At 37.3% G+C, this 21,451-nt stretch carries 19 protein-coding genes; 15 read left to right on the top strand and 4 right to left on the bottom strand.

Annotated features, from left to right (window positions below; genetic code table 11):
* Positions 1-67: 67 nt before the first annotated feature.
* Positions 68-1,030, top strand: a complete 963-nt coding sequence (locus DBO93_RS18255; protein WP_162533828.1) for an adenosylmethionine decarboxylase — start codon at positions 68-70, stop codon at positions 1,028-1,030.
* Between the two features lie 101 nt (positions 1,031-1,131).
* Positions 1,132-2,727, top strand: a complete 1,596-nt coding sequence (locus DBO93_RS18250) for a serine hydrolase (protein ID WP_108457607.1) — start codon at positions 1,132-1,134, stop codon at positions 2,725-2,727.
* 71 nt (positions 2,728-2,798) lie between these two features.
* Here DBO93_RS18250 and rsmD read toward each other — a convergent pair whose 3' ends face one another.
* On the bottom strand, positions 2,799-3,389 hold the full coding sequence (gene rsmD, locus DBO93_RS18245; protein WP_108457606.1) for a 16S rRNA (guanine(966)-N(2))-methyltransferase RsmD: 591 nt from the start codon (positions 3,387-3,389) through the stop codon (positions 2,799-2,801).
* Positions 3,390-3,565: 176 nt separating this feature from the next.
* Here rsmD and ftsY point away from each other — a divergent pair, with 176 nt between their 5' ends.
* The 5 genes from ftsY (at position 3,566) to DBO93_RS18220 (ending at position 10,466) form a co-directional block, all read left to right on the top strand.
* Positions 3,566-4,768 carry a signal recognition particle-docking protein FtsY gene (ftsY, locus tag DBO93_RS18240; protein WP_108457605.1) on the top strand — a complete coding sequence of 401 codons (1,203 nt, stop codon included), beginning with the start codon at positions 3,566-3,568 and terminating at the stop codon, positions 4,766-4,768.
* 17 nt (positions 4,769-4,785) lie between these two features.
* Complete coding sequence (gene ftsE / locus DBO93_RS18235) at positions 4,786-5,487, top strand: cell division ATP-binding protein FtsE (protein ID WP_108457604.1); 702 nt, start codon at positions 4,786-4,788, stop codon at positions 5,485-5,487.
* Complete coding sequence (gene ftsX, locus DBO93_RS18230) at positions 5,477-6,451, top strand: permease-like cell division protein FtsX (protein WP_108457603.1); 975 nt, start codon at positions 5,477-5,479, stop codon at positions 6,449-6,451. The genes ftsE and ftsX overlap by 11 nt, the downstream gene beginning before the upstream one ends.
* 270 nt (positions 6,452-6,721) lie before the next feature.
* Complete coding sequence (rpoH, locus tag DBO93_RS18225) at positions 6,722-7,585, top strand: RNA polymerase sigma factor RpoH (protein WP_108457602.1); 864 nt, start codon at positions 6,722-6,724, stop codon at positions 7,583-7,585.
* 262 nt (positions 7,586-7,847) lie between these two features.
* On the top strand, positions 7,848-10,466 hold the full coding sequence (locus DBO93_RS18220; protein ID WP_108457601.1) for an EAL domain-containing protein: 2,619 nt from the start codon (positions 7,848-7,850) through the stop codon (positions 10,464-10,466).
* A gap of 22 nt (positions 10,467-10,488) precedes the next feature.
* On the opposite strand, the gene DBO93_RS18215 is transcribed toward DBO93_RS18220, so the two are convergent.
* A complete protein-coding gene (locus DBO93_RS18215) occupies positions 10,489-11,409 on the bottom strand; it encodes a hypothetical protein (RefSeq protein ID WP_108457600.1) in 921 nt (306 codons plus the stop codon).
* Between the two features lie 155 nt (positions 11,410-11,564).
* Between DBO93_RS18215 and tatA the strand changes: the two genes are divergently transcribed.
* From tatA to hemB, 6 genes are all read left to right on the top strand, one after another.
* The gene (tatA, locus tag DBO93_RS18210) at positions 11,565-11,813 is read left to right on the top strand and encodes a Sec-independent protein translocase subunit TatA (protein ID WP_108457599.1); all 249 of its coding nucleotides are present in this window, start codon (positions 11,565-11,567) and stop codon (positions 11,811-11,813) included.
* Positions 11,813-12,181, top strand: coding sequence for a Sec-independent protein translocase protein TatB (gene tatB / locus DBO93_RS18205; RefSeq protein WP_108457598.1), 369 nt, complete (start codon positions 11,813-11,815; stop codon positions 12,179-12,181). Before tatA ends, tatB begins: the two co-directional genes overlap by 1 nt.
* Complete coding sequence (tatC, locus tag DBO93_RS18200) at positions 12,178-12,927, top strand: twin-arginine translocase subunit TatC (RefSeq protein ID WP_108457597.1); 750 nt, start codon at positions 12,178-12,180, stop codon at positions 12,925-12,927. The genes tatB and tatC overlap by 4 nt, the downstream gene beginning before the upstream one ends.
* 145 nt (positions 12,928-13,072) lie before the next feature.
* Positions 13,073-13,867 carry a TatD family hydrolase gene (locus tag DBO93_RS18195; RefSeq protein ID WP_108457596.1) on the top strand — a complete coding sequence of 265 codons (795 nt, stop codon included), beginning with the start codon at positions 13,073-13,075 and terminating at the stop codon, positions 13,865-13,867.
* The gene (locus DBO93_RS19050; RefSeq protein ID WP_239059040.1) at positions 13,860-15,305 is read left to right on the top strand and encodes a GGDEF domain-containing protein; all 1,446 of its coding nucleotides are present in this window, start codon (positions 13,860-13,862) and stop codon (positions 15,303-15,305) included. Before DBO93_RS18195 ends, DBO93_RS19050 begins: the two co-directional genes overlap by 8 nt.
* Before the next feature lie 101 nt (positions 15,306-15,406).
* A complete protein-coding gene (gene hemB / locus DBO93_RS18185) occupies positions 15,407-16,423 on the top strand; it encodes a porphobilinogen synthase (protein ID WP_108457595.1) in 1,017 nt (338 codons plus the stop codon).
* A gap of 189 nt (positions 16,424-16,612) precedes the next feature.
* On the opposite strand, the gene DBO93_RS18180 is transcribed toward hemB, so the two are convergent.
* Entirely contained in the window at positions 16,613-18,124 is a 1,512-nt protein-coding gene (locus DBO93_RS18180) for a guanosine-5'-triphosphate,3'-diphosphate pyrophosphatase (RefSeq protein ID WP_108457594.1), read from the bottom strand.
* A 3-nt stretch (positions 18,125-18,127) separates the two neighbouring features.
* Positions 18,128-19,393 (bottom strand): ATP-dependent RNA helicase RhlB, encoded by a 1,266-nt coding sequence (rhlB, locus tag DBO93_RS18175; protein ID WP_108457593.1) that lies wholly within the window; start codon positions 19,391-19,393, stop codon positions 18,128-18,130.
* A 221-nt stretch (positions 19,394-19,614) separates the two neighbouring features.
* Here rhlB and trxA point away from each other — a divergent pair, with 221 nt between their 5' ends.
* Positions 19,615-19,941 carry a thioredoxin TrxA gene (trxA, locus tag DBO93_RS18170; RefSeq protein WP_108457592.1) on the top strand — a complete coding sequence of 109 codons (327 nt, stop codon included), beginning with the start codon at positions 19,615-19,617 and terminating at the stop codon, positions 19,939-19,941.
* A 190-nt stretch (positions 19,942-20,131) separates the two neighbouring features.
* Entirely contained in the window at positions 20,132-21,391 is a 1,260-nt protein-coding gene (gene rho / locus DBO93_RS18165; protein WP_108457591.1) for a transcription termination factor Rho, read from the top strand.
* Positions 21,392-21,451: the final 60 nt, after the last annotated feature.

Raw genomic sequence — 21,451 nt, 5'->3', positions numbered from 1 at the left:
TGCGTTTACTGATTTATAAAACGCTTGGTCGAATTAATTGAAAGCTAGATAACCGAGGATAAATGAATTGTTTTTTGAAGGTTCAGAAAAGAAAGCTGAAATTATCATTGATGCCACGCAAATTTCATTAATCGCTGACCTCGAAGAAAATTTTTGGCAAGCACTTGTACAATGTTGTAATGCAAAAATATTATCAACGATTGAAAATAAAGACTGTAAAGCATTTTTGCTATCGGAATCTAGTTTATTTGTTTGGCATGATCGTCTACTTATTATTACCTGTGGCAATACCCGTTTAGTACATTCTGTTGAATATTTTATTCAACAAGTCGGGATGAGTAAAATTCAGCAGATCACTTATCAAAGAAAAAATGAGTATTTCGCTCATGCCCAGTTAAGTAGTTTTGGTGATGATATTGCTTTGCTTGGACAATACGTAAAAGGTAAATCATTTCGATTTGGCGAATTAGACGGTCATCATAATTATATATTTAATCAAGATACCCATTTTAAGTTGAACCAAGAAGATAAATCATACGAGTTAATCGCTTACCAAATTTGCCAAAAAGCTTCTGATAAACTTACTACCCTTGGTTTAGCTGCTAATGAAATTAGAGAATTTTTACAATTAGATCGACTTCTAGCGGGTTATATATTGGATGACTTTGTTTTTGAACCTTTTGGTTACTCCATTAATGCCATTAAAGGCATGCATTACTTAACTATCCATATTACGCCGCAAGCGAGCAGTAGTTATGTCAGTATTCAAGCTAACATTAACTTGATTGCACTTGCGCCAGACTTTTTACGTATTTTAGCACCTAAGTCGATTGACCTTTTAAGTGTTAACGAAACTGACTTTAGTGAGTTAACGCGTCAGTATCTACCTCAAGAATATATTAGTAAGTCTTTATTTCAACAGCATTTAAGTAATAATGATTTAGTGAGTTTTGCTAATTATATTCTGCCACAAACCGTTTTTAACCAAGCAGAATTACTTGATGTTGACGATGTAAGCCACACACTTTAATCTCTTTATTATAAAATGGACTTAGGTTTTAAAAGCTTATTTAAAGTTATTTTAGGTGTCCGATTTTTATGAATGATCAAATAATCAACCAAGGAAGTTAGATGAAATTAAATTATATCGGGCTATGTGCTGGCTTAATTGCGCTATCGACACTTCAGAACGTAAATGCACAAACGCTTAGTGCTAGTAATAGTAATAAAATTGAGCGTATTGAATCATCTGTTCATAAAATCATGAGCACTTTTCAAGTGCCAGGTATTGCTGTCGCTATCATTAAAGATAACGAGGTGGTGCTAAGTAAGGGCTTTGGCGTGCTTAAACACGGCAGTAAAGCGCCAGTAAATGCAGATACCTTATTTGGTATAGCGTCAAATACCAAAGCGATGACCTCGGCGTTATTGGCAGGCTTAGTGGATGAAGGGAAGTTAACTTGGCAAACAAAAGTTATTGATATTATTCCAGAGTTTCAACTACCCGATGCCTATGTTACGCGTGAGTTTACAATCATCGACTTGCTATCACATAACAGTGGTTTAGGGTTAGGTGCTGGCGATTTAATGATATGGCCTGAAACCACCCTTACCAACCAAGATGTTATTAAAGGTTTAAAGTATTTACCGCAAGTATCGAGCTTTCGTAGCGAATTTGCTTACGATAATTTAATGTATGTTATTGCAGGAGAGATCATTGCAAAACTAACCGGACAGCCTTGGCAAGAAGTAATTCAAACACGTATTTTCGATCGATTAGGAATGAATAATACCCGAGCTAAGTTTTCTTTGATTGCCAAAAACAATAAAAATGTTGCTCGTGCTCATGTACCTCTAGACGGAGAGTTAAACGTTGTTGGTGGTAACTTTTTAGAACAATTTTCTTCTGCGGGCTCTGTGGCATCTAGTGTAAATGATATGTCGTTATGGCTTAAAGCACAGCTTAATCGCGGACAATATGATGTTGATGATACAACGTTAAGACTTTTTAGTGAGCAGCAAAGTCGTGAGATGTGGCAAGCACGTACATTATTACCTGTTTCGCAACAAACAACAGCGCAAGATAAAACGCATTTTTATGCATATGCTTTAGGTTGGTTTGTAAAAGATTATCACGGGGTCAAAGTGGTACGACATACCGGAGGAATATTAGGTATGGTGTCAAAAGTGGTGATGGTGCCAGAAGAAAATTTAGCTATGATAATTTTAACTAATCAGCAGTCAGGATTTGCCCTTAACGCATTATCTCAACAAGTTTTAACCGAATATCTTGAGTTGCCTGCAAAAGATTGGGTTGAACATTATGCGAAATTACAGGGAGAAAAAACCACTAAGAAAAAAACACAGTTAGCAAAAGTAGCCGCAAATATTGATAAGAATTCAACTCCCCCTTTATCACTCGCTCATTATGCTCAAAGCTATGTTGATAATTGGTATGGTGAAATTACCATTAGTTTAACGAACGATGATTTGGTCATGCAGTTTGCTAATACGCCGGCATTGCTTGGTAAGTTAGTGCATTATCAGCACAACACCTTTATTGTTCGCTGGGACGACCGTACTTTAGAAGCGGATGCTTATGTGAATTTCAAGCTAAATTCAGATGGTAGCATTAACTTTGTCACTATGACGGCGGTATCTGAATCGACAGATTTTAGCTTTGATTTTCATGATCTTATGCTAAAGCCTAAAGCTATTACACATTAACTATAAAAATTAATAATATAGCGGCTTATATCGCTATATTATTGCAATAGTTACAGTGCTCTCTTTTGAGTTCAATCCGCACTATTCTGATAAAGTCGATAAACAACTTGCCCGGCAACTTTCTCTTTTAGCAGTTGCCAGTGGCTTGGCATTATTTGCGTATTATGATCAGTTTCCATCTCAACATATATTAAGGCATCATCCGTTAAACCTTTTTCACTTAACAATTGAGCTGTTTGTTGCGCTAAGCCCTTTCTAAAAGGTGGATCAATAAACACTAACGAATAACTCTGTTGGTTATTGTGTAAAAAATCTAAAGCATTTTGCTGAATAACTTGAATATTATCTGCTTTGAGAAGTGCTTTATTGTCTTTTAACTGCTGGGCTGCAAGTTTATTTAATTCGACTAATGTTACAGCACTTGCACCACGTGATATGGCTTCAAAGCCTAATCCGCCAGACCCGGCAAAGCAATCTAAGCAATTAGCGTCTTGAATATAAGGCATTAGCCAATTAAATACGGTTTCTTTCACTCTATCAGTGGTTGGCCGTAAACCATCTGCCATTAATACGGGCAATTTTCGCCCACGAAATTGACCTGCAATGATGCGAATTTGGCCTTTAGGGGCATTTTTATCAGATTGTTTTTTGACTTTGCTCATAACTTAAACAGCTTTTGTTTTTTGTCGGCAGGTTAGGTGATACTATATCGATAATTTTATCCTTGTTTACTCACGAATACCAACTTGATCTTAGGAATTGTTCACCTTTGAACCTATTCTAGTCAAATGATTTTAGTAGTAAACTCATACATCCAACTAATATTGTAAATACATTTATGTCGAAGAAAAAAGGTATGTTTTCCTGGTTAGGTCTGGGTAATAAAGAACAAGAAAAAGCGACTTCAGAAGCTAAAAGCGACGTTGAACAAGGCATTGAAGACGTTGAGCAATCCATCGAGAATGAAGCGCAAGTAACAACCACTGCAGCTGTTGATGAAAAACGACTTGCTGAATTTAGCGTGCCACCATTAGCGGAAGTTGTTGCAATTGATGGGGCTGTTGTTGAAGAATTTCCTGCAGAGCCAGAGCCAGAGCCAGAGCCAGAGCCAGAGCCAAAAGCTGGCTTTTTCACTCGCTTAAAGCAAAGTTTAACAAAAACACGCCAAAACTTGGGCGGCGGACTTGTCAGTTTATTTAGTGGTAAAAAAATAGACGAAGAATTATTCGAAGAACTCGAAACGCATTTATTACTCGCCGATGTGGGGGTAGAAACAACAACTAAAATTATCAATTCATTAACAGAGTCAGCATCTCGTCGTGATTTAAAAGATGCCGAAGCATTATATGAGTTATTAAAGATTGAGCTTAAAAAAATTATTGAACCGGTGACTCAGCCGTTAGAAATTGACTCAACCAATGGCCCTTTTGTCATTTTAATGGTTGGCGTTAATGGTGTGGGTAAAACTACCACCATTGGTAAGCTAGCTAAACAATTTCAAGCAGAAGGCAAATCGGTAATGTTAGCTGCGGGCGATACTTTCCGTGCGGCGGCTGTTGAACAATTACAAGTATGGGGCGAGCGAAACGACATTCCAGTGGTTGCTCAACATACGGGTGCTGATAGTGCCTCGGTTATATTTGATGCTATTAGTGCTGCAAAAGCACGTGGTGTTGATGTGCTTATTGCCGACACTGCAGGGCGTTTGCAAAATAAAAGTCATTTAATGGAAGAACTTAAAAAAGTTGTTCGTGTTATGAAAAAGCTCGATGTTAATGCACCGCATGAAGTGATGTTAACGCTGGATGCTGGTACAGGGCAAAATGCGCTAAGCCAAACTAAACTTTTTAACGAAGCCGTAGGCTTAACAGGTTTAACCTTGACCAAGCTCGATGGTACTGCAAAGGGCGGTGTTGTTTTTGCTGTCGCAGACAAGCATGCTATTCCAATTCGCTATCTAGGTGTTGGAGAAGGTATCGACGATTTAAGACCATTTAATGGCAATGACTTTATCGAAGCATTATTTACTCACGAAGCATAAGAAAGATAAGATTTAATATGATCCGATTTAATGACGTTAGCAAAACTTATCCAGGAGGATTTTTAGCACTTAAAAAAGTGAGCTTTACTATTGCTCCCGGTGAAATGGCGTTTTTAACGGGTCACTCTGGGGCAGGTAAAAGTACTTTATTGAAGCTCATGAGTATGATGGAAAAGCCCAGTACTGGAAGCATTGAAATAAACGGCACTGAATTATCTACTATTAAATACTCACAAATACCTTATGTTCGACGTGGTATTGGCATGATATTTCAAAATCATAATCTATTAGCCGATCGCACCGTATTTGAAAACGTAGCACTCCCCCTGATTATTGAAGGTTACAGCCAAAAAGAAACGCGTAAACGTGTTGAGGCCGCGCTTGATAAAGTTCATTTAACCAGTAAATTAAAGTGTTTTCCGAATATGCTTTCAGGTGGGGAGCAACAGCGTGTAGGTATTGCACGAGCTATTGTTAACAAGCCCCCCATTTTATTAGCCGATGAGCCAACGGGTAATTTAGACCCGAAATTGTCGTTAGATATTATCCGGTTATTTGAAGAGTTCAATGATATGGGCGTTAGTGTGCTCATTGCTACTCATGATCTAGGGCTTATTGCTCGAATGAAATATAGAACACTCACCCTAAAGCAAGGGCATATGATTACCGATGGTATTGTTGATGGGCTACAAGCAATGGGTGAACACAATGGCAGCTAACGACACGCGCCATAAAGGCCAACACTTAAACTGGACTGCACGCTTTACCGATAGGGTACTAAGGCACTTACAACAAGCAATAGGTAGCTTAGGTGACTTGTGGCGGACACCTTTTACCTCGGTGATGACGGTGCTTGTTTTAGGTATTAGCTTAACCTTACCCGCAACTTTACATTTATTTGTTAAAAACACTCAAACGGTTACGGATCAGTGGGACTCTGCCTCCGAAATCACTTTGTTTTTAAAACTATCGACTCCTGATAAAGCAGCACAAAGCCTTGTACAACGTATTCAGCTTTACCCTGAAGTAGCTAATGTTGTTTATATTTCGGCTGAACAGGCATTAACGGAATTTAAGATTAGTTCTGGTTTTGGTCAAGCCTTAGAATATTTAGATGATAACCCCTTACCTGCGACATTATTAGTCACGCCAACACAACGCTTTAGCCAAGCCCAAGCTGCTCGAGAATTGTTACTTAAATTAGAGCAAGAACGTGGTGTTGACCAAGGTAAGCTCGATTTAGAATGGTTAACGCGCTTGCAAGCTATGGCGGAGCTCATTGAAGACGTTGTGCTTGGTATTGCACTATTATTATGTTTGTCAGTGGTTTTAATTATTGGCAATACTATTCGCTTGGCAATACTTCATCAAAAAGATGCGATAGCGGTAATGAAATTAGTGGGCGCGACCGACAGCTTTATACAACGACCCTTCTTATACGCTGGTGTATGGTATGGAGTACTAGGTGGCTTTGTCGCCAGTATTTGTGTGGCTATTTTAGCCAGCTATCTTTCTGGCGCATTACGTCAGTTAACCGATCTATATCAAAGCCAATTTGTACTGGCGGGCTTATCTTTTAATGAATTAATTATTTTGCAGTCGACCGCGATAGGCCTAGGTTTATTGGGTAGCTTTATTTCTGTACGACAACATATACGAGCGATTGAACCAACTGCAGATTAGTTGTTATGGTTTTATAAGTCTTTGCAGGCTTTATATCACCTTGTTATTAATGCTAATTTTTATATTGGTGACAAAGTTTAACAGTTTGTTGACAAAAAAATTGAAAGAGAGTGTTGTTTACCACTGTCTTCTAAGCTAATGTTGACCTATTAAAATCGTGATGATCGGTCATACACCCCTATTATTTACCACTAAATCTGTATCTTGAGGTGGTTTGCGTAAATATGTTATTATCACGAGTAGATTAGATTTAGATAGAGGAGTTATTAAATGAGTGAATCAATGCAATCAATGGCGTTAACTGTTCCTAAAAGTGGCAGCATTGAAGCATACGTGCAATCTTCGTATAGCATTCCAATGCTGACGGCGGAAAAAGAGCATGAGTTAGCAACTCGTTTATATTCTGAAAATGATTTAAAAGCGGCACAAGAATTAATTATGTCGCATCTTCGTTTTGTTATTCATGTTGCTAAGGGCTATGCAGGCTACGGCTTACCACAAGCTGATTTAATTCAGGAAGGTAATATCGGACTGATGAAAGCGGTAAAACGTTTTAATCCTGAAGTTGGTGTTCGCCTAGTATCTTTTGCTGTGCACTGGATTAAAGCTGAAATTCATGAGTTTGTACTAAAAAACTGGCGCATAGTTAAAGTTGCTACAACTAAAGCACAACGAAAATTATTTTTTAACTTACGTAAAAATAAAAAGCGTTTAGGTTGGTTTAGTCATGAAGAAGTTAGTAACGTAGCTGAAACACTTGGTGTTACGACTAAAGATGTTTTGGAAATGGAATCTCGTATGAGTAACCAGGACCAAGCCTTTGAGTTATCAACTGACGATGATGATAACGCTAGTGCAAGCACATATTCTCCAGCGCAATATCTAGAAGATAAGCAATCTGATCTTGCTACAGAAGTAGAAGATTCGAACTGGGAGCAACATGCTAATAAAAGGCTAAGTAATGCCTTAGTTGGTCTTGACGATCGCAGCCAAGATATTATTCGTACTCGTTGGTTACTTGATGATAAGTCAACTTTACAAGAGTTAGCGAATAAATATGAAATATCAGCTGAACGTGTTCGCCAATTAGAGAAAAATGCACTGGCTAAATTAAAAGGTGCAATGGCTACATAGCTCGAAAATCTATTTATTTTAAACCGGCTTCTGCCGGTTTTTTTATGTCTAAAATTAATCTAAACAAGTATAAATAACTTACACTTGAACTAATGGATTAAGCTATTAGTTCAAGTGTTTTTTATCACTAACCTCTTAATAAATTAACTTAATGCGATGGATGACATTGAATAAATTACGCTAAGGTCTAGCTAATCAATTTTATTTTGTTAGACTAGTCGTATAAAAATAATACTAATAATAAAAAAATGGAATTTACACCATGGTATTTCCTGCGACGGAAACTACACAAGCGGTACGTCAACTTCCTAGATTAAAGCGGTTACTTAATAAATATCGACAAATTAAAACCATGCAATCAGGGTTGTTACAACTGTCTGAATTAGCCAGTTCAATAACTGATATGAATGCGTTTTATCACGCCCTTGAATCCGTAATTAAAACCTTGTTGGTTACTGACAGTTTTCATATAGCCCTTTTAAACTCATCTGACGAATTACAATTAACTCATTGTCATAACCCATTAGAAAAAGGTTTGTGCGAACAAGTTGATCTCACTCATTGGCGAAAAAGCCTTTCGGGGTTAGTGTTATTGCGTCAACAGCCAGTTCATTGCTCGGAAAGTATGCGATTAAACCTTGCGAACGCTGATGAAATTGTATTGTATGGCTCCGAATTTAAAGACTGGTTAGGTGTGCCACTTAAAAGAAACGGAAATATTATTGGTGTTATCGCCTTACAAAGTTACGATGAGGCATTAAGTTTTTCTGCAAGAGATTGTCAAATATTAGAAGGTATTGCTGAACATTTAGTTACAGCAATCGATCGTGTTCGCAGTAGAGAGTTATTAACGTCAAGTATTCACCAACGCACAGTTAAATTAACGCAAACGAATCAGCAATTACAGAGTGAAATTGCTGAAAGACAGTTAGCGGTTAGAGCGCATCAAGTCTTACTTAATATTTCTGAGCTAACGGCTAAATCATATGATATAGACGAGTTTTATCAAGCATTGCATCGAGAAGTAAGTAAACTTTTACCAGCCAAAAATTTTTATATTGCACTATTGTCAGATGATAAAAGTCAATTAGCGTTTCCCTATTATTGTGATGAAAAATTAGCACAACCAAAAACACGCAAACTTAGTGACGGTCTTTCCGAAATGCCGATAAAAACGGGCAAACCGATACTGCTGAGTGATGGAATGATATACACATTAGCAGAGCAAGGTGAAGTTACTCAATCTGCGTTTACTCAACCCTATCCTGAAGATAAATTACCTCAGGCTTTTTTGGCCGCACCGTTATCTGACCATGGGGAAGTTTTTGGTGTTATAGCCATTCAACATTATCAAGATAAAGATGCTTATCAGAATAAAGATCTTGAGCTACTTCGCTTTGTTAGTCACCATATTGCGATTGAGATTATACGACAAAAAGTTCAACAACAAGCGCTACAAAGCCATGAAGCACTTGAGAAAATTATTAATAAACGTACAGAGGAACTGCAAGCAACTAACCTAAATTTGCGTATGCAAATTGAAGAAAGACGAAAAGCAGAAGCGCGTTTATATCATGAAGCTCATCACGATGCCTTAACAGAGCTACCCAATCGAGCAATGTTTTCAGATCGATTAACCTATACTATTCGACACTTAAAACGTCATCCAAATCATAGGTTTGCAGTTTTGTTTATTGATTTAGATCGATTTAAGATGATTAATGACACCTTGGGTCATCATGCTGGTGATCAGTTCTTAATTGAAATTTCAAGAAGGTTACGAGATTGTGTTCGTGATAATGATATTTTGGCAAGATTAGGTGGCGATGAGTTTGTCGTGTTACTTGATTCGTTGCAATCACCTGATGATATTGAAGAAATTGCTACTCGTATCATCACATCAATTGCACAACCCTTTGAACTTAATGGCCATACCTTATATTCAAACGCCAGCATAGGTATCGCGCAAAGTCGCGTTAGCTATAAAGATGCTAATGAAATACTACGTGATGCTGATGCGGCTATGTATCAAGCAAAAAGTTTAGGTCGCGGTCGATACGTTTTCTTTGATGATAGTATGCGAGAAAAAATCATTGCGAGCATGACACTTGAACAAGAGCTTAGACAGGCAATAAAAAGCAAAGAGTTTGAATTACATTATCAAAAAATTTCAGATTTAAGCTCAACAAAAACTTTAGGTTTTGAAGTGCTTTTACGTTGGAATCATCCAACTAAAGGCTTATTAACACCTAGTGAGTTTCTTTTTATGGCAGAAGAAACTGGTATGATTTTGGATATAGAAACATGGGTTATTGAAGAAGTTTGTGCGCAACTAAAACTGTGGAAACAATCTGAAGAATATAAACATGCTTATATTGGTATTAACCTCTCAGGACGTCATTTAATACAAGCGAATCAATTAACCAAGCTGATGGGACTGATTAGCAATAATACCATAGAGCCAGAGCGACTTATTTTGGAATTTAACGAGTCTGCTTTTTCTCGACATACCGAATTAGCACTTAAGGGTTTACGAAAACTTAAAGAGTTTGGTGTTAAATTAGCTTTAGATGATTACGGCGCAGGCTTATCCTCTTTTAATTTTTTACATAACTATCCGTTTGAGTTTATTAAACTCGACCGTAGCTTTATCCGTTCGATAAACAAAAGTGATAAAAACCTTTCATTAGTGAAAGCGTTACATGAATTAGGTACAAAATTTGGCTACCGTTTAGTGGCTGAAGGCATTGAGTCTGAAGTTATGTTGAAAAAGCTGCAAAATGTAGGTTGTGAATTTGGTCAGGGTTATCATATTAGCCGACCAGGAAAAATTGAAAAAGCTAAAGTTGAAAACAATGTTGTTGCTATGTATCGAGCATAGCAACCCACTAACATTGAAACTATTAGCCTTTATGGAAATATCCTTCGATGCGTAATGCAATACCAGGGGTTGTGGTATAGTTTTTATCTTCTGGAAACTCTAAAAAAGGCTCTATTTCAAAAAATAGCCATTCTCTTAGGGCATTAAAACGATATCTATAACCTAAAGTATAATTATCAACGACAAATCCTCGTTCGCCGTTACGCTCACCCTCTACTTGTAAGCTAATAACTGAAGCTGTGGTTTCGTTGATTTGATGTAATTTGTAGAATCCATGTTTCCAACGAATACCACTAAACTCTGCCGAACCTCGGATGCTGTAGTTAATGCGAAATTGAGATTTTTGGCTTAACTGGTAATCATACTCGAGTAAAAGCTTAGCGCCGAGACCTTCGTCGAGAAAGTAATAGAGTGACGGTTCAACTAAGAAGCTTTGTGTTGGGCTCAAGTCGAAACGACGCTTATGTTTTGCTCTAACAAATATGTCACCGCCTGAAATACCTAAGCGATAGTTCATCAAGCGATCATCTCTTTTTTCTTGGGTATAGTTTAAGGCTAAAGAGAATTTTTCTTCTTCAACACTCGAATTTGTGTTTGCCGACTCTAAAGGTAAGTTATTGAGTTGATCATCTGCTTCATCAGAGAGTACTAAACTTACTCTATCTTGAAAATGCGGTAACTTAACCCGTATGCGAAAGCGGGTTTTTACCTCGCTCCAGTCACGACTTTTTGGCAACCAGGCAAAACGAATTTTTGCGGTTGTTGTTGGATTTTGTTGTTCTTCACTATCATTTGCGATAAAAAAGCTATCAAACCATTGCGCAGATTGATAAACGGAATCAGAAACCGTTTCATGCAATCCTTGCATCCAGTGATCATCTTTTTGATCAACATGCGCTTTTTCTTCTTGTGAAGTGAAAGCTTGTGCTGAATTTGCAAACACAAAGTAAAAAAATACTAGGCATAAATGCCAATAACATCGATTTTTACAATACATTCTTATCAAATTTTGTTTTACCTAGACATTTAGCATATCAGTTGGTGATTTTATTTCTATAAACTTTATAATGAATTCAATTAAATTATAGGAGTTTTTTTATGGGCGGTATAAGTATTTGGCAATTATTAATTATTGCAGTGATTGTTGTGTTGTTATTTGGCACTAAAAAATTACGTAATTTAGGCACTGATTTAGGTTCAGCAATCAAAGGCTTTAAAGGTGCTGTTTCTGATGAACCCGCTAAAAAAGACCAAGCTTCAGAAGAAGATTCTACTTCAAGTGATAGTTTAGGTGATAAAACAGCAAGTAAGAGCGCTGTGGATGAAAAAGAGAAAGATAAAGTCTAATGTTTGATATTGGCTTTTGGGAATTATCATTAATCGCGATTATTGGCCTTGTGGTTCTCGGCCCAGAGCGATTGCCCGTTGCAATTCGAACCGTTAGGGGTTGGATCGCGAGTATTCGTGGCTTTAGTGAAAGCGTTAAAAACGAACTCACTGAAGAGTTGCGTATTCAGGAATTGCATGCAAATTTAAAGAAAGCTGAACAATCAGGCATGAAGGATCTGTCGCCAGAAATTGAGGCTTCTGTAAAGTCTCTAAAAGAAGCGGCAGAAATGGTAAATAATCCCTATCAAACAGCTGAACAGTCAATAAAGTCTAAAGATGATATTGATAAGCTAAATGATAATAAAGATGAAAAGCAGACTAAATGAGTTCAACTGCTAAGCAAAACCACACATTATTTGATCATCTATTAGAACTAAGAACACGGCTATTACATGCCGTGCTAGGTGTTCTCGTTGTTTTTTGTTCGTTAATCTACTTCGCTCAAGATATTTATCAATATGTTGCACAGCCGCTTTTGGCTGTGATGCCTGAAGGGACACAAATGATCGCTACTGACGTAGCATCACCTTTCTTTACACCGTTTAAACTGACCATAGTCTTATCAATATTTATTACTATGCCTTACATTTTGTATCAGTTGTGGTCATTTATTGCACCTGGTTTGTATAAAAACGAAAAGCGCTTAATTGCGCCTTTAATGTTTGGTAGTACGCTATTGTTTTATGGTGGTATTGCCTTTGCTTACTACGTGGTATTTCCAGTAGCTTTTACATTCTTTTCATCGGTCGCACCCGATGGCGTTACCATAGCCACGGACATCAGTAGCTACTTAGATTTCGTGTTAAAACTTTTTTTTGCTTTTGGCGCGGCATTTGAAATTCCAATTGCCATCATATTATTGTGTTGGACAGGCGTAACAACCCCAGAAAGCTTACGGACTAAACGCCCTTATATTGTTGTTGGTGCCTTTATTGTTGGTATGTTGCTAACTCCCCCTGATATTATTTCTCAAACCATGTTGGCAGTACCTATGTTGTTGCTATTTGAGCTAGGCATAATTATCGCTTCGCTTTATTACAAAGAAACAGCAGAGCCAGAGGATGTAAAATAGTGCAGAGAACTTCGCTTATAATCTTGTTTTTTTTTGACTGCTTAGTTAAGCAAGTCATTAATATTATGGGTGTTATAGTCGAAGCCTTCAATATGCTTAAATCCAAAGAATATGGTGATATGCATTTCAGTAAAGAGTTTGTTTTTTGATTGATATTGGAGTTAACTTAACCAACGCGCGTTTTGATAAGGACCGTGAAGAAGTGCTTATGCGTGCTAAACAGGCAAATGTAAGTGCCATGGTTATTACGGGGACCAATCTTGAAGAAAGTCAGCAGGCTATAAAACTTTGCCAACAACATCCTGATTATTTATATAGTACTGTTGGTATTCACCCGCACGATGCTGATAACGCTGCATTAAACTTTCAAGACAAATTGGGTGTTTTAGCTGCAAACTCCTGTGTTAAAGCCATTGGTGAGTGTGGATTAGATTTTAATCGCAACTTTTCAACTGCAGCAAACCAAAAAAATGTTTTTACTCAGCAAGTGATCTTAGCATCAGAACTCCAATTGCCTTTATTCTTGCATCAAAGAGATGCCTTTGAACCTTGGTTTGAAATATTAAGACCTTATTTTTCTCGAATTCCAGCCATGGTTTCTCATTGTTTTACTGGTAATCAACGAGAATTAGAACAATGTTTATCGGCTAATATGTATATTGGAATTACGGGTTGGCTTTGTGATGAGCGAAGAGGACAGCAGTTACGCGATATTGTTTCTTTAATTCCATTAGATAGACTAATGATAGAAACTGATGCACCTTATTTAACGCCAAGAAATATTCGTCCCAAGCCTAAAAGTAGCCGAAATGAACCCAGTTATTTACCTTATATTGTGACGGTTTTAGCCGAATTAATGAATTACAGTGAGCAGGAAATAATTAAACAAACTAAGCTTAACTCTGACACCTTTTTTAGTTTAAGTACTAACAATGCGTAATGTAATTAACAGCCTAATTTTTTGTCTTATTACTCTATTTACCAGTTTTGGGGTAATGGCTCATGGTACTCATTTAGTGGCAAAAACGAGTGTGCTGTTGCAATTGCATATACAACATATTTTTATTGGTAGTAGTCTAATTTTACTCTTGATGTGTTTTACATGGGCTAAAGCTTCACGCAGTTACAGTGTGGCGACATTAGCGTTATTCTTTACGGTAAAATCATTAAGTATTTTAGTTGCTGGGGGCATTTCATTACTCGCATTATTGACCAATAACCTATATTTCTTCAATGTTGAGAGTATTTTACTCGCCAACTTATCTAACATTATATTTTTTATTTTTACGATTAAGTTATTTGCACTCAAAAAAGATGAGCATAATAGTTATCAATTATTGCTGCGCTTATCAATTATTATCGCACTGATAGTGCCCTTAAGTTTTCTGTTTAGCCCTAACCATACTTGGCTATTAACGCAAATTTCCACCAGTATTAGTTTACTTGCATTACTGTATGTCACCAAATGTGAAAAGACAGTAAACGTTGACCTATTGAAAATATTCTCATTAATCCTCATTGTACAATTAAGCTTTAATGTTTTGGCTTATTTACTCTATTATCTTAGTTTTTCTGCCCATATTATTAACTGTGTAGATATGAGCGCTTTTTGGGTTATGGCCATCATGGTTACGTATTTGATGGGACATACATACTTCTGTCAATTACGTGATGAAAAGTTAGCTCAGCAACAGGTTATGTCGAGCGTAAAAACCTCTGAATTAGCACAGAAAGAGCTACAAATTTTGCAGGATGAAAGCCAAGAGCAATTAGAGAGTCGAGTTCAAGAAAGAACGTTAGAGTTAAATATAGCTTTACAAGAATTAGAAGCGGTTAATCAAGAGCTAAAAGAAAAGAATACTCTTGATGATTTATCAGGACTTTATAATCGTCGTTATTACGATCAAAAAATAGTGGCTGAATTTAGACGTAGCCGCCGTAACTTAACGCCATTAAGTATTCTCTTAGTCGATATTGATCACTTTAAGAATGTAAACGATAGCTTTGGTCATTTAGCCGGTGATAAATGCATTGTAGAAGTAGCTAGCATGATTAAATCACTATTACGGAGAAGCTCTGATGTCGGCTGCCGATATGGTGGCGAAGAGTTTTGCTTAATTCTGCCCGAAACCGATGATAAAGGCGCTTTAGCACTAGCTCAAGAGATATGTGAAAATGTACGACAGCAACAGGTTTATAATAATGAAAACGTTATTAAATTAACCGTAAGTTGTGGTGTTACCACTTATCAGCAAGAGAAAGAAATTACACCAGAAATTATTTTTGAGTATGTCGATAAAGCACTCTATAAAGCAAAAGCCGCTGGTCGAGATCAAGTACAAGTTATGCCAATTGAAAAAATAAACCTGTCGAGTTAGCGCATCTTAAAAAAATCTAGTGTGCCGTATCGCTCTATATTTTGCGCGATTCATTAATTCTGTTGGTATGAATAAAATTTACATTGTTATAGGAAATAAGTATGAATAACGTCTTTGGTCAATATCCTGCCCGTAGAATGCGCCGTATGCGCTCTGATGACTTTTCACGACGTTTAATGTCTGAGCATCAGCTTACGGTTAATGATTTAATCTATCCAGTTTTTGTTTTAGAAGGTGAAAACCAGTGTGAAATTATTGAGTCAATGCCGGGAGTAGAGCGCAAAAGTATTGATTTACTATTAGCAGAGTGTCAAGAATTAACCGACTTAGGCGTACCCGCCATTGCTATTTTTCCTGTCACACCCGCAGATAAAAAGTCACTGTTGGCAGAAGAAGCCTATAATCCTGACGGTTTAGCTCAGCGAACTGTTCGCGCGGTAAAAGAAAAATTTCCAAGTTTAGGGGTGATCACAGACGTTGCCTTAGACCCTTTCACTACTCATGGCCAAGATGGCATTATTGATGAGCACGGCTATGTGCTTAACGATATAACTAAAGATATATTAGTTAAACAAGCGTTATCTCATGCACAAGCAGGTGCGGATATTGTTGCTCCTTCCGATATGATGGATGGCCGTATAAGCGCTATTCGAAAAATGTTAGAAACGCATCATTATGTCAATACTAAAATACTGGCTTATTCAGCTAAATATGCGTCGAGTTATTATGGTCCATTTCGTGATGCGGTGGGTTCTGCGGGTAATATTAAAGGTGGTAATAAGTTTTCTTATCAAATGGATCCAGCGAACAGTAATGAAGCACTTCATGAAGTCGCACAAGATATTCATGAAGGCGCAGATATGGTGATGATTAAGCCAGGTATGCCTTATTTAGACGTGGTTCGCCGAGTAAAAGACACTTTTCAAGTGCCAACTTATGCGTATCAAGTCAGTGGCGAATATGCCATGCACATGGCTGCTATTCAAAATGGTTGGTTGGCAGAAAAGCCCTGTGTAATGGAGGGTTTATTAGCCTTTAAACGTGCTGGTGCTGACGGAATTTTAACTTACTTTGCTAAGCAAGTTGCGCGTTGGTTAAAAGAAGAGCAAAAAACATAAAGTACGACAGTATTTGATGCTTTATGAGTAACTGATATATAAATGCCGTGATAAAAATATTACGGCTTTTTTATCTCAAAATTTTCATAATTATTGCTGCTTGCTTAAAGTCTCTATTACTTGAACAGCGTTTAAAGTAATTGGAAAGAGGTTTTTTTACTTAGCATTCCATAATGCCTAATCTACGACTTACTTATCGCACATTATACTCAAACCATAACCGAGTTTAGCAATATGGTGATTCTCTTGCTTTAATTCGTCATGGATCAGTGTGTGCTCAATCAGCCAAGCTCGCGGTAAATGTAACTGTAATACATGATCGTTTAGCGATACACGATAGTTTGGGCAGTCATCGTCTTTACTGCGATGACACAACTTTATAGCTAAACGCAGAATAATTAATAACTTCTTAGCCGTTTCAAGGTCAATCGCCGATTGTTGCTCAATGATTGCGAGTTTTATGTCCCCTTTATAAAGCGAGACAAAGCTAACCAGTAATTGTCTATCTGATTGACTAAAGCCAGCTAAATCAGCATGATTCAAAATATAAGCACTATGTTGCTGATGATATTTATATGCCAATAACAAGCCTATTTCATGTAAATCAGCGCTGGCCAATAATAGTGCTAATGCATTTTCGTCAGGTAATGACCAAATAGATTTAAGTTGTGAAAATATAGTTTTTATTTGTCGTTTTACATTATTAGCATGTAGCTGATCAATATGAAAACGCTGGCTTAAAGAACTGATAGTGCGTTGGCGAATATTGGTTTTATGGCTGTTAGGTAGCATTTCATATAACAAGCCTTCACGTAATGCTCCGCTAGAAAGTGTTAACTCTTTGATCGACAATTGCTGAAACAAAGCAATTAAAATAGCTAACCCACTAGCAATAACAGGACTTCTTTCTATCGATAGTCCTGCAATGTTAATGTTGTTAATAAGATCAAAATCAAGTATTTGTGTTTTAACTTGATAGAGATATTCTAATGAAATAATACTCGGTTTATGTTGATAAATTAGCATTTCTGCTAATGCTTGCATGGTACCTGAACCACCGAGTACACATTGCCAACCAATGTCGACAAAGTCTTGTTTTATATATGAAATAGCGAGTTCAGCGGCAGATATGGCTTGCTTGAAGTTTTCTTCTGAAAGCGTTCCATTTGGAAAGTATTGTTGATTAAAAGTAACGCAGCCTATATCAAGACTATGGGCTTTTTTAACGGTAAAACCTCGACCAACAATGAGCTCAGTACTGGCACCACCAATATCTAACACTAAACGTTTATTAGCACTTGAACTTGTGTGGGCTACGCCAAGGTATATATGTTCCGCTTCAGCAATACCGCTTAATAGTGTCACAGGAAGGTTTAATATCGCTTCGGCTTTGGTAATAAAATCAGCGCGATTATTCGCGAGTCTTAACGTTGCGGTGGCAACTATGCGGATGTTTTGAACAGGAATATCTTGCAAGCGTTCGGCAAAAAAGCGTAAACATTCTAAGCCTTTTGCCATGGCTTGCTCAGACAATATGTTTTGTTCATTCAAGCCAGCGGCAAGGCGAACTTTACGCTTAACTTTGTCAACAACTTGCACGCTATCGGCAAGTTGTCGCGTAATTAACATATGGAAGCTATTAGAACCTAAATCGACCACAGCATATAGAGGTGATAAAGTCTCCATGGAAGTGGTCGTCATTAACTAACTGTTCCTTTGAGGCCTATTACTTGAACTACGGCTACGATTTTGGCCACCATTGTGAGGTTTATGGCGACGTGGACGTGGCTTAGGTCTAGGTAAGTCGGTTAATAATGCTTCGTGATCATATTTACTGACCGGTAATGCATGGTCGATATAAGTTTCAATCGCTGGCAAATTAAAAACATATTGCTCACAAGCTAAACTAATAGCATGACCAGAAGCACCGGCTCGGCCTGTTCTTCCAATACGATGAACATAATCTTCGCAATCGTCTGGCAAGTCGTAGTTAAATACATGCGTAACGGCAGGAATATGTAAACCACGGGCTGCAACATCGGTAGCAACTAGCACGTCTAATTCACCGGCAGTAAATTGCTCTAAAATTTTCAAACGTTTCTTTTGAATAACATCGCCCGTAAGCATGCCAACGCGAATTTTATCTGCTTCTAGGTGTGCATGAATTTTTTCACAAACATGTTTAGTGTTGGCAAAAATAATAGCTTTGTCAGGCCAGTCTTCTTCAATCAGTGTTTGTAGTAAGCACATTTTATCTTCATTAGAAGGGTAAAATAATTCTTCACTGATACGAATATTAGTTTTTTGATCAGGTTCTACTTCAACACTTTCAGGATCATTCATGTGTTCAAAAGCTAACTCTTTAACACGAAATGATAAGGTTGCAGAATACAGCATGCTCAAACGTTCAGTAGCAGCAGGCATTTTATTGAACATATAGCGAATGTCTTTAATAAAGCCTAGATCGAACATACGATCAGCTTCATCTAATACAACGACTTCAATATTACTAAGGTTATAAATACCTTGTTTCAAGTAATCAAGTAAGCGACCACAAGTGCCGATTAAAATATCTACACCTTGTTCAAGTTCTAAACGCTGACTTTCATAACCTTCACCGCCATAAACACAGCCGAGGCGTAAACCCGTGCTTTTCGCCATTTCGAGCGCATCGCGATGAATTTGAATAGCAAGCTCACGTGTAGGCGCCATAATTAACGCACGTGGTTGATTATGGGTTACATCTTTTTTCTGTAATAAGTGATGAAATGTTGCCGCTAAAAAGGCAATTGTTTTACCTTCGCCAGTTTGTGCTTGACCGGCAATATCTTTGCCTGTCATCAGTATAGGTAAAGACTTTGCTTGAATTGCAGTGCAATATTCAAAGCCCATAGATTCGAGGCCGCTAACAACGGTAGGCTCGAGCTTAAGTTCCGAGAACTTTATTTCTGTTAAGTGTGTTTTTTTCATACCGCTAGCTTAACAGGTTACGCAATTAATAAAAATTAGATTCACATAAAAGCGACAATAAAATGATGGCTCTAGTTGATTTTTTAAATTTAATACACATAACTGTTATATATGATTTAAATTTAATACACATAACTGTTATATACGATAGTTGGTAATTAGTTGTGATGAAGGTATAATCTTAACCAATTGGCTATAGGCCACCTTTAATGGAGATATAAATGAGCGATAAAATTGTTCAGTTAACTGATGATAGTTTTGACACAGATGTAATCAATGCATCAGGTCTAATCCTTGTTGATTTTTGGGCTGAATGGTGTGGACCATGTAAAATGATCGCGCCATTGTTAAACGATGTAGCTGAAGAATATGCTGGTAAATTAACTATCGGTAAATTAAACATTGATCAAAATTCTAACACCCCACCTAAATACGGTATTCGTGGTATTCCTACCTTGTTACTGTTTAAAGATGGTGCTGTAGCCGATACGAAAGTTGGCGCTTTATCAAAAACTCAATTAAAAGAGTTTATTGATAACAATTTATAAAAAAAGGTCCGAATTATCGGACCTTTTTATTATTTATCATAAGATCAATTAAGTGATCCTTTACTGGTTTACTTTTTAATGCTAAATTTAGTTTTCTAAAGAAAGAACATTTCAAAAAAAACCATATTTAAACATCCTAAATTGCCAAACGGCACAGCATAACAACCTAAATAGTTTAAGAACCCCCAATATGAATCTTAACGAACTTAAAGAAAAGTCGATCAGCGAACTGGTTAAACTCGCAGAATCAATGAAATTGGAGCATTTAGCTCGTAACCGCAAACAAGACATTATTTTTGCCATATTAAAAGCCCACGCTAAAAGTGGTGAGGATATTTTTGGTAGCGGTGTTTTAGAAATTCTACAAGACGGCTTTGGATTTTTACGCTCAGCGGATTCTTCCTATTTAGCAGGCCCAGATGATATTTATGTATCACCAAGCCAGATACGTCGATTTAGTATGCGAACAGGCGATACCATTACCGGTAAAATTCGCCCACCAAAAGATGGCGAACGTTACTTCGCTCTTTTAAAAGTTAATGAAGTAAACTTTGACCGTCCAGAAAACTCTCGCAATAAAATCCTTTTTGAAAACTTAACGCCTATTCACCCTACTGACCGTTTAACAATGGAACGTGGAAATGGTTCTACCGAAGATATTACCGCACGTGTTTTAGATTTAGCATCTCCAATTGGTAAAGGGCAACGTGGTTTGATTGTTGCTCCTCCAAAAGCGGGTAAGACCTTATTGTTACAAAACATCGCTCAAAGTATTGCGCATAACCACCCTGATGCGGAGTTAATGGTATTACTGATTGATGAGCGTCCAGAAGAAGTAACTGAAATGCAGCGCTTAGTTAAGGGTGAAGTAATTGCTTCAACTTTTGACGAACCAGCCAATCGTCATGTTCAAGTTGCCGAAATGGTTATCGAAAAAGCAAAGCGCTTAGTTGAGCATAAAAAAGATGTTGTGATTTTATTAGATTCAATCACTCGACTTGCACGTGCATACAACACTGTTATTCCATCGTCAGGTAAAATATTAACCGGTGGTGTTGATGCGAACGCATTACACCGTCCAAAGCGATTTTTCGGTGCTGCTCGTAATATCGAAGAAGGTGGTAGCTTAACTATCATCGCAACAGCGCTTGTTGATACTGGCTCTAAAATGGATGAAGTTATCTACGAAGAGTTTAAAGGTACAGGTAATATGGAATTACACCTTTCACGCAAAATTGCTGAAAAACGTGTTTTCCCTGCTATCCACTTTAACCGCAGTGGCACGCGTCGCGAAGAGCTTTTAACTAAGCCTGATGAACTACAGAAAATGTGGATACTGCGTAAAATCGTTCATGAAATGGGTGAGATTGATGCGATGGAATTCATGATTGATAAATTGGCTATGACGAAAACTAATGACGAATTTTTTGATTCGATGAAACGTCAATAAGCTAGTTATTAACTTTTTAAAAAATGCCAGCAATTAGCTGGCATTTTTTATGGGTAATAT

The sequence above is a fragment of the Colwellia sp. Arc7-D genome, from assembly GCF_003061515.1.
In the GTDB taxonomy this organism is placed as follows: domain Bacteria; phylum Pseudomonadota; class Gammaproteobacteria; order Enterobacterales; family Alteromonadaceae; genus Cognaticolwellia.
Note: the sequence above shows the minus strand (reverse complement) of the source record. Positions and strands in the feature narration are given on the sequence as shown.

What these genes read in the sequence shown, in the direction of transcription:
- rpoH (WP_108457602.1), top strand. Translation starts at nt 6,722, where the DNA reads ATGAGTGAATCAATGCAATCAATGGCGTTAACTGTTCCTAAAAGTGGC.
- DBO93_RS18250 (WP_108457607.1), top strand. Translation starts at nt 1,132, where the DNA reads ATGAAATTAAATTATATCGGGCTATGTGCTGGCTTAATTGCGCTATCG.
- rho (WP_108457591.1), top strand. Translation starts at nt 20,132, where the DNA reads ATGAATCTTAACGAACTTAAAGAAAAGTCGATCAGCGAACTGGTTAAA.
- ftsX (WP_108457603.1), top strand. Translation starts at nt 5,477, where the DNA reads ATGGCAGCTAACGACACGCGCCATAAAGGCCAACACTTAAACTGGACT.
- ftsE (WP_108457604.1), top strand. Translation starts at nt 4,786, where the DNA reads ATGATCCGATTTAATGACGTTAGCAAAACTTATCCAGGAGGATTTTTA.
- DBO93_RS18180 (WP_108457594.1), bottom strand. Translation starts at nt 18,124, where the DNA reads ATGACGACCACTTCCATGGAGACTTTATCACCTCTATATGCTGTGGTC.
- rsmD (WP_108457606.1), bottom strand. Translation starts at nt 3,389, where the DNA reads ATGAGCAAAGTCAAAAAACAATCTGATAAAAATGCCCCTAAAGGCCAA.
- tatB (WP_108457598.1), top strand. Translation starts at nt 11,813, where the DNA reads ATGTTTGATATTGGCTTTTGGGAATTATCATTAATCGCGATTATTGGC.
- tatC (WP_108457597.1), top strand. Translation starts at nt 12,178, where the DNA reads ATGAGTTCAACTGCTAAGCAAAACCACACATTATTTGATCATCTATTA.
- DBO93_RS19050 (WP_239059040.1), top strand. Translation starts at nt 13,860, where the DNA reads ATGCGTAATGTAATTAACAGCCTAATTTTTTGTCTTATTACTCTATTT.
- hemB (WP_108457595.1), top strand. Translation starts at nt 15,407, where the DNA reads ATGAATAACGTCTTTGGTCAATATCCTGCCCGTAGAATGCGCCGTATG.
- rhlB (WP_108457593.1), bottom strand. Translation starts at nt 19,393, where the DNA reads ATGAAAAAAACACACTTAACAGAAATAAAGTTCTCGGAACTTAAGCTC.
- trxA (WP_108457592.1), top strand. Translation starts at nt 19,615, where the DNA reads ATGAGCGATAAAATTGTTCAGTTAACTGATGATAGTTTTGACACAGAT.
- ftsY (WP_108457605.1), top strand. Translation starts at nt 3,566, where the DNA reads ATGTCGAAGAAAAAAGGTATGTTTTCCTGGTTAGGTCTGGGTAATAAA.
- DBO93_RS18220 (WP_108457601.1), top strand. Translation starts at nt 7,848, where the DNA reads ATGGTATTTCCTGCGACGGAAACTACACAAGCGGTACGTCAACTTCCT.
- tatA (WP_108457599.1), top strand. Translation starts at nt 11,565, where the DNA reads ATGGGCGGTATAAGTATTTGGCAATTATTAATTATTGCAGTGATTGTT.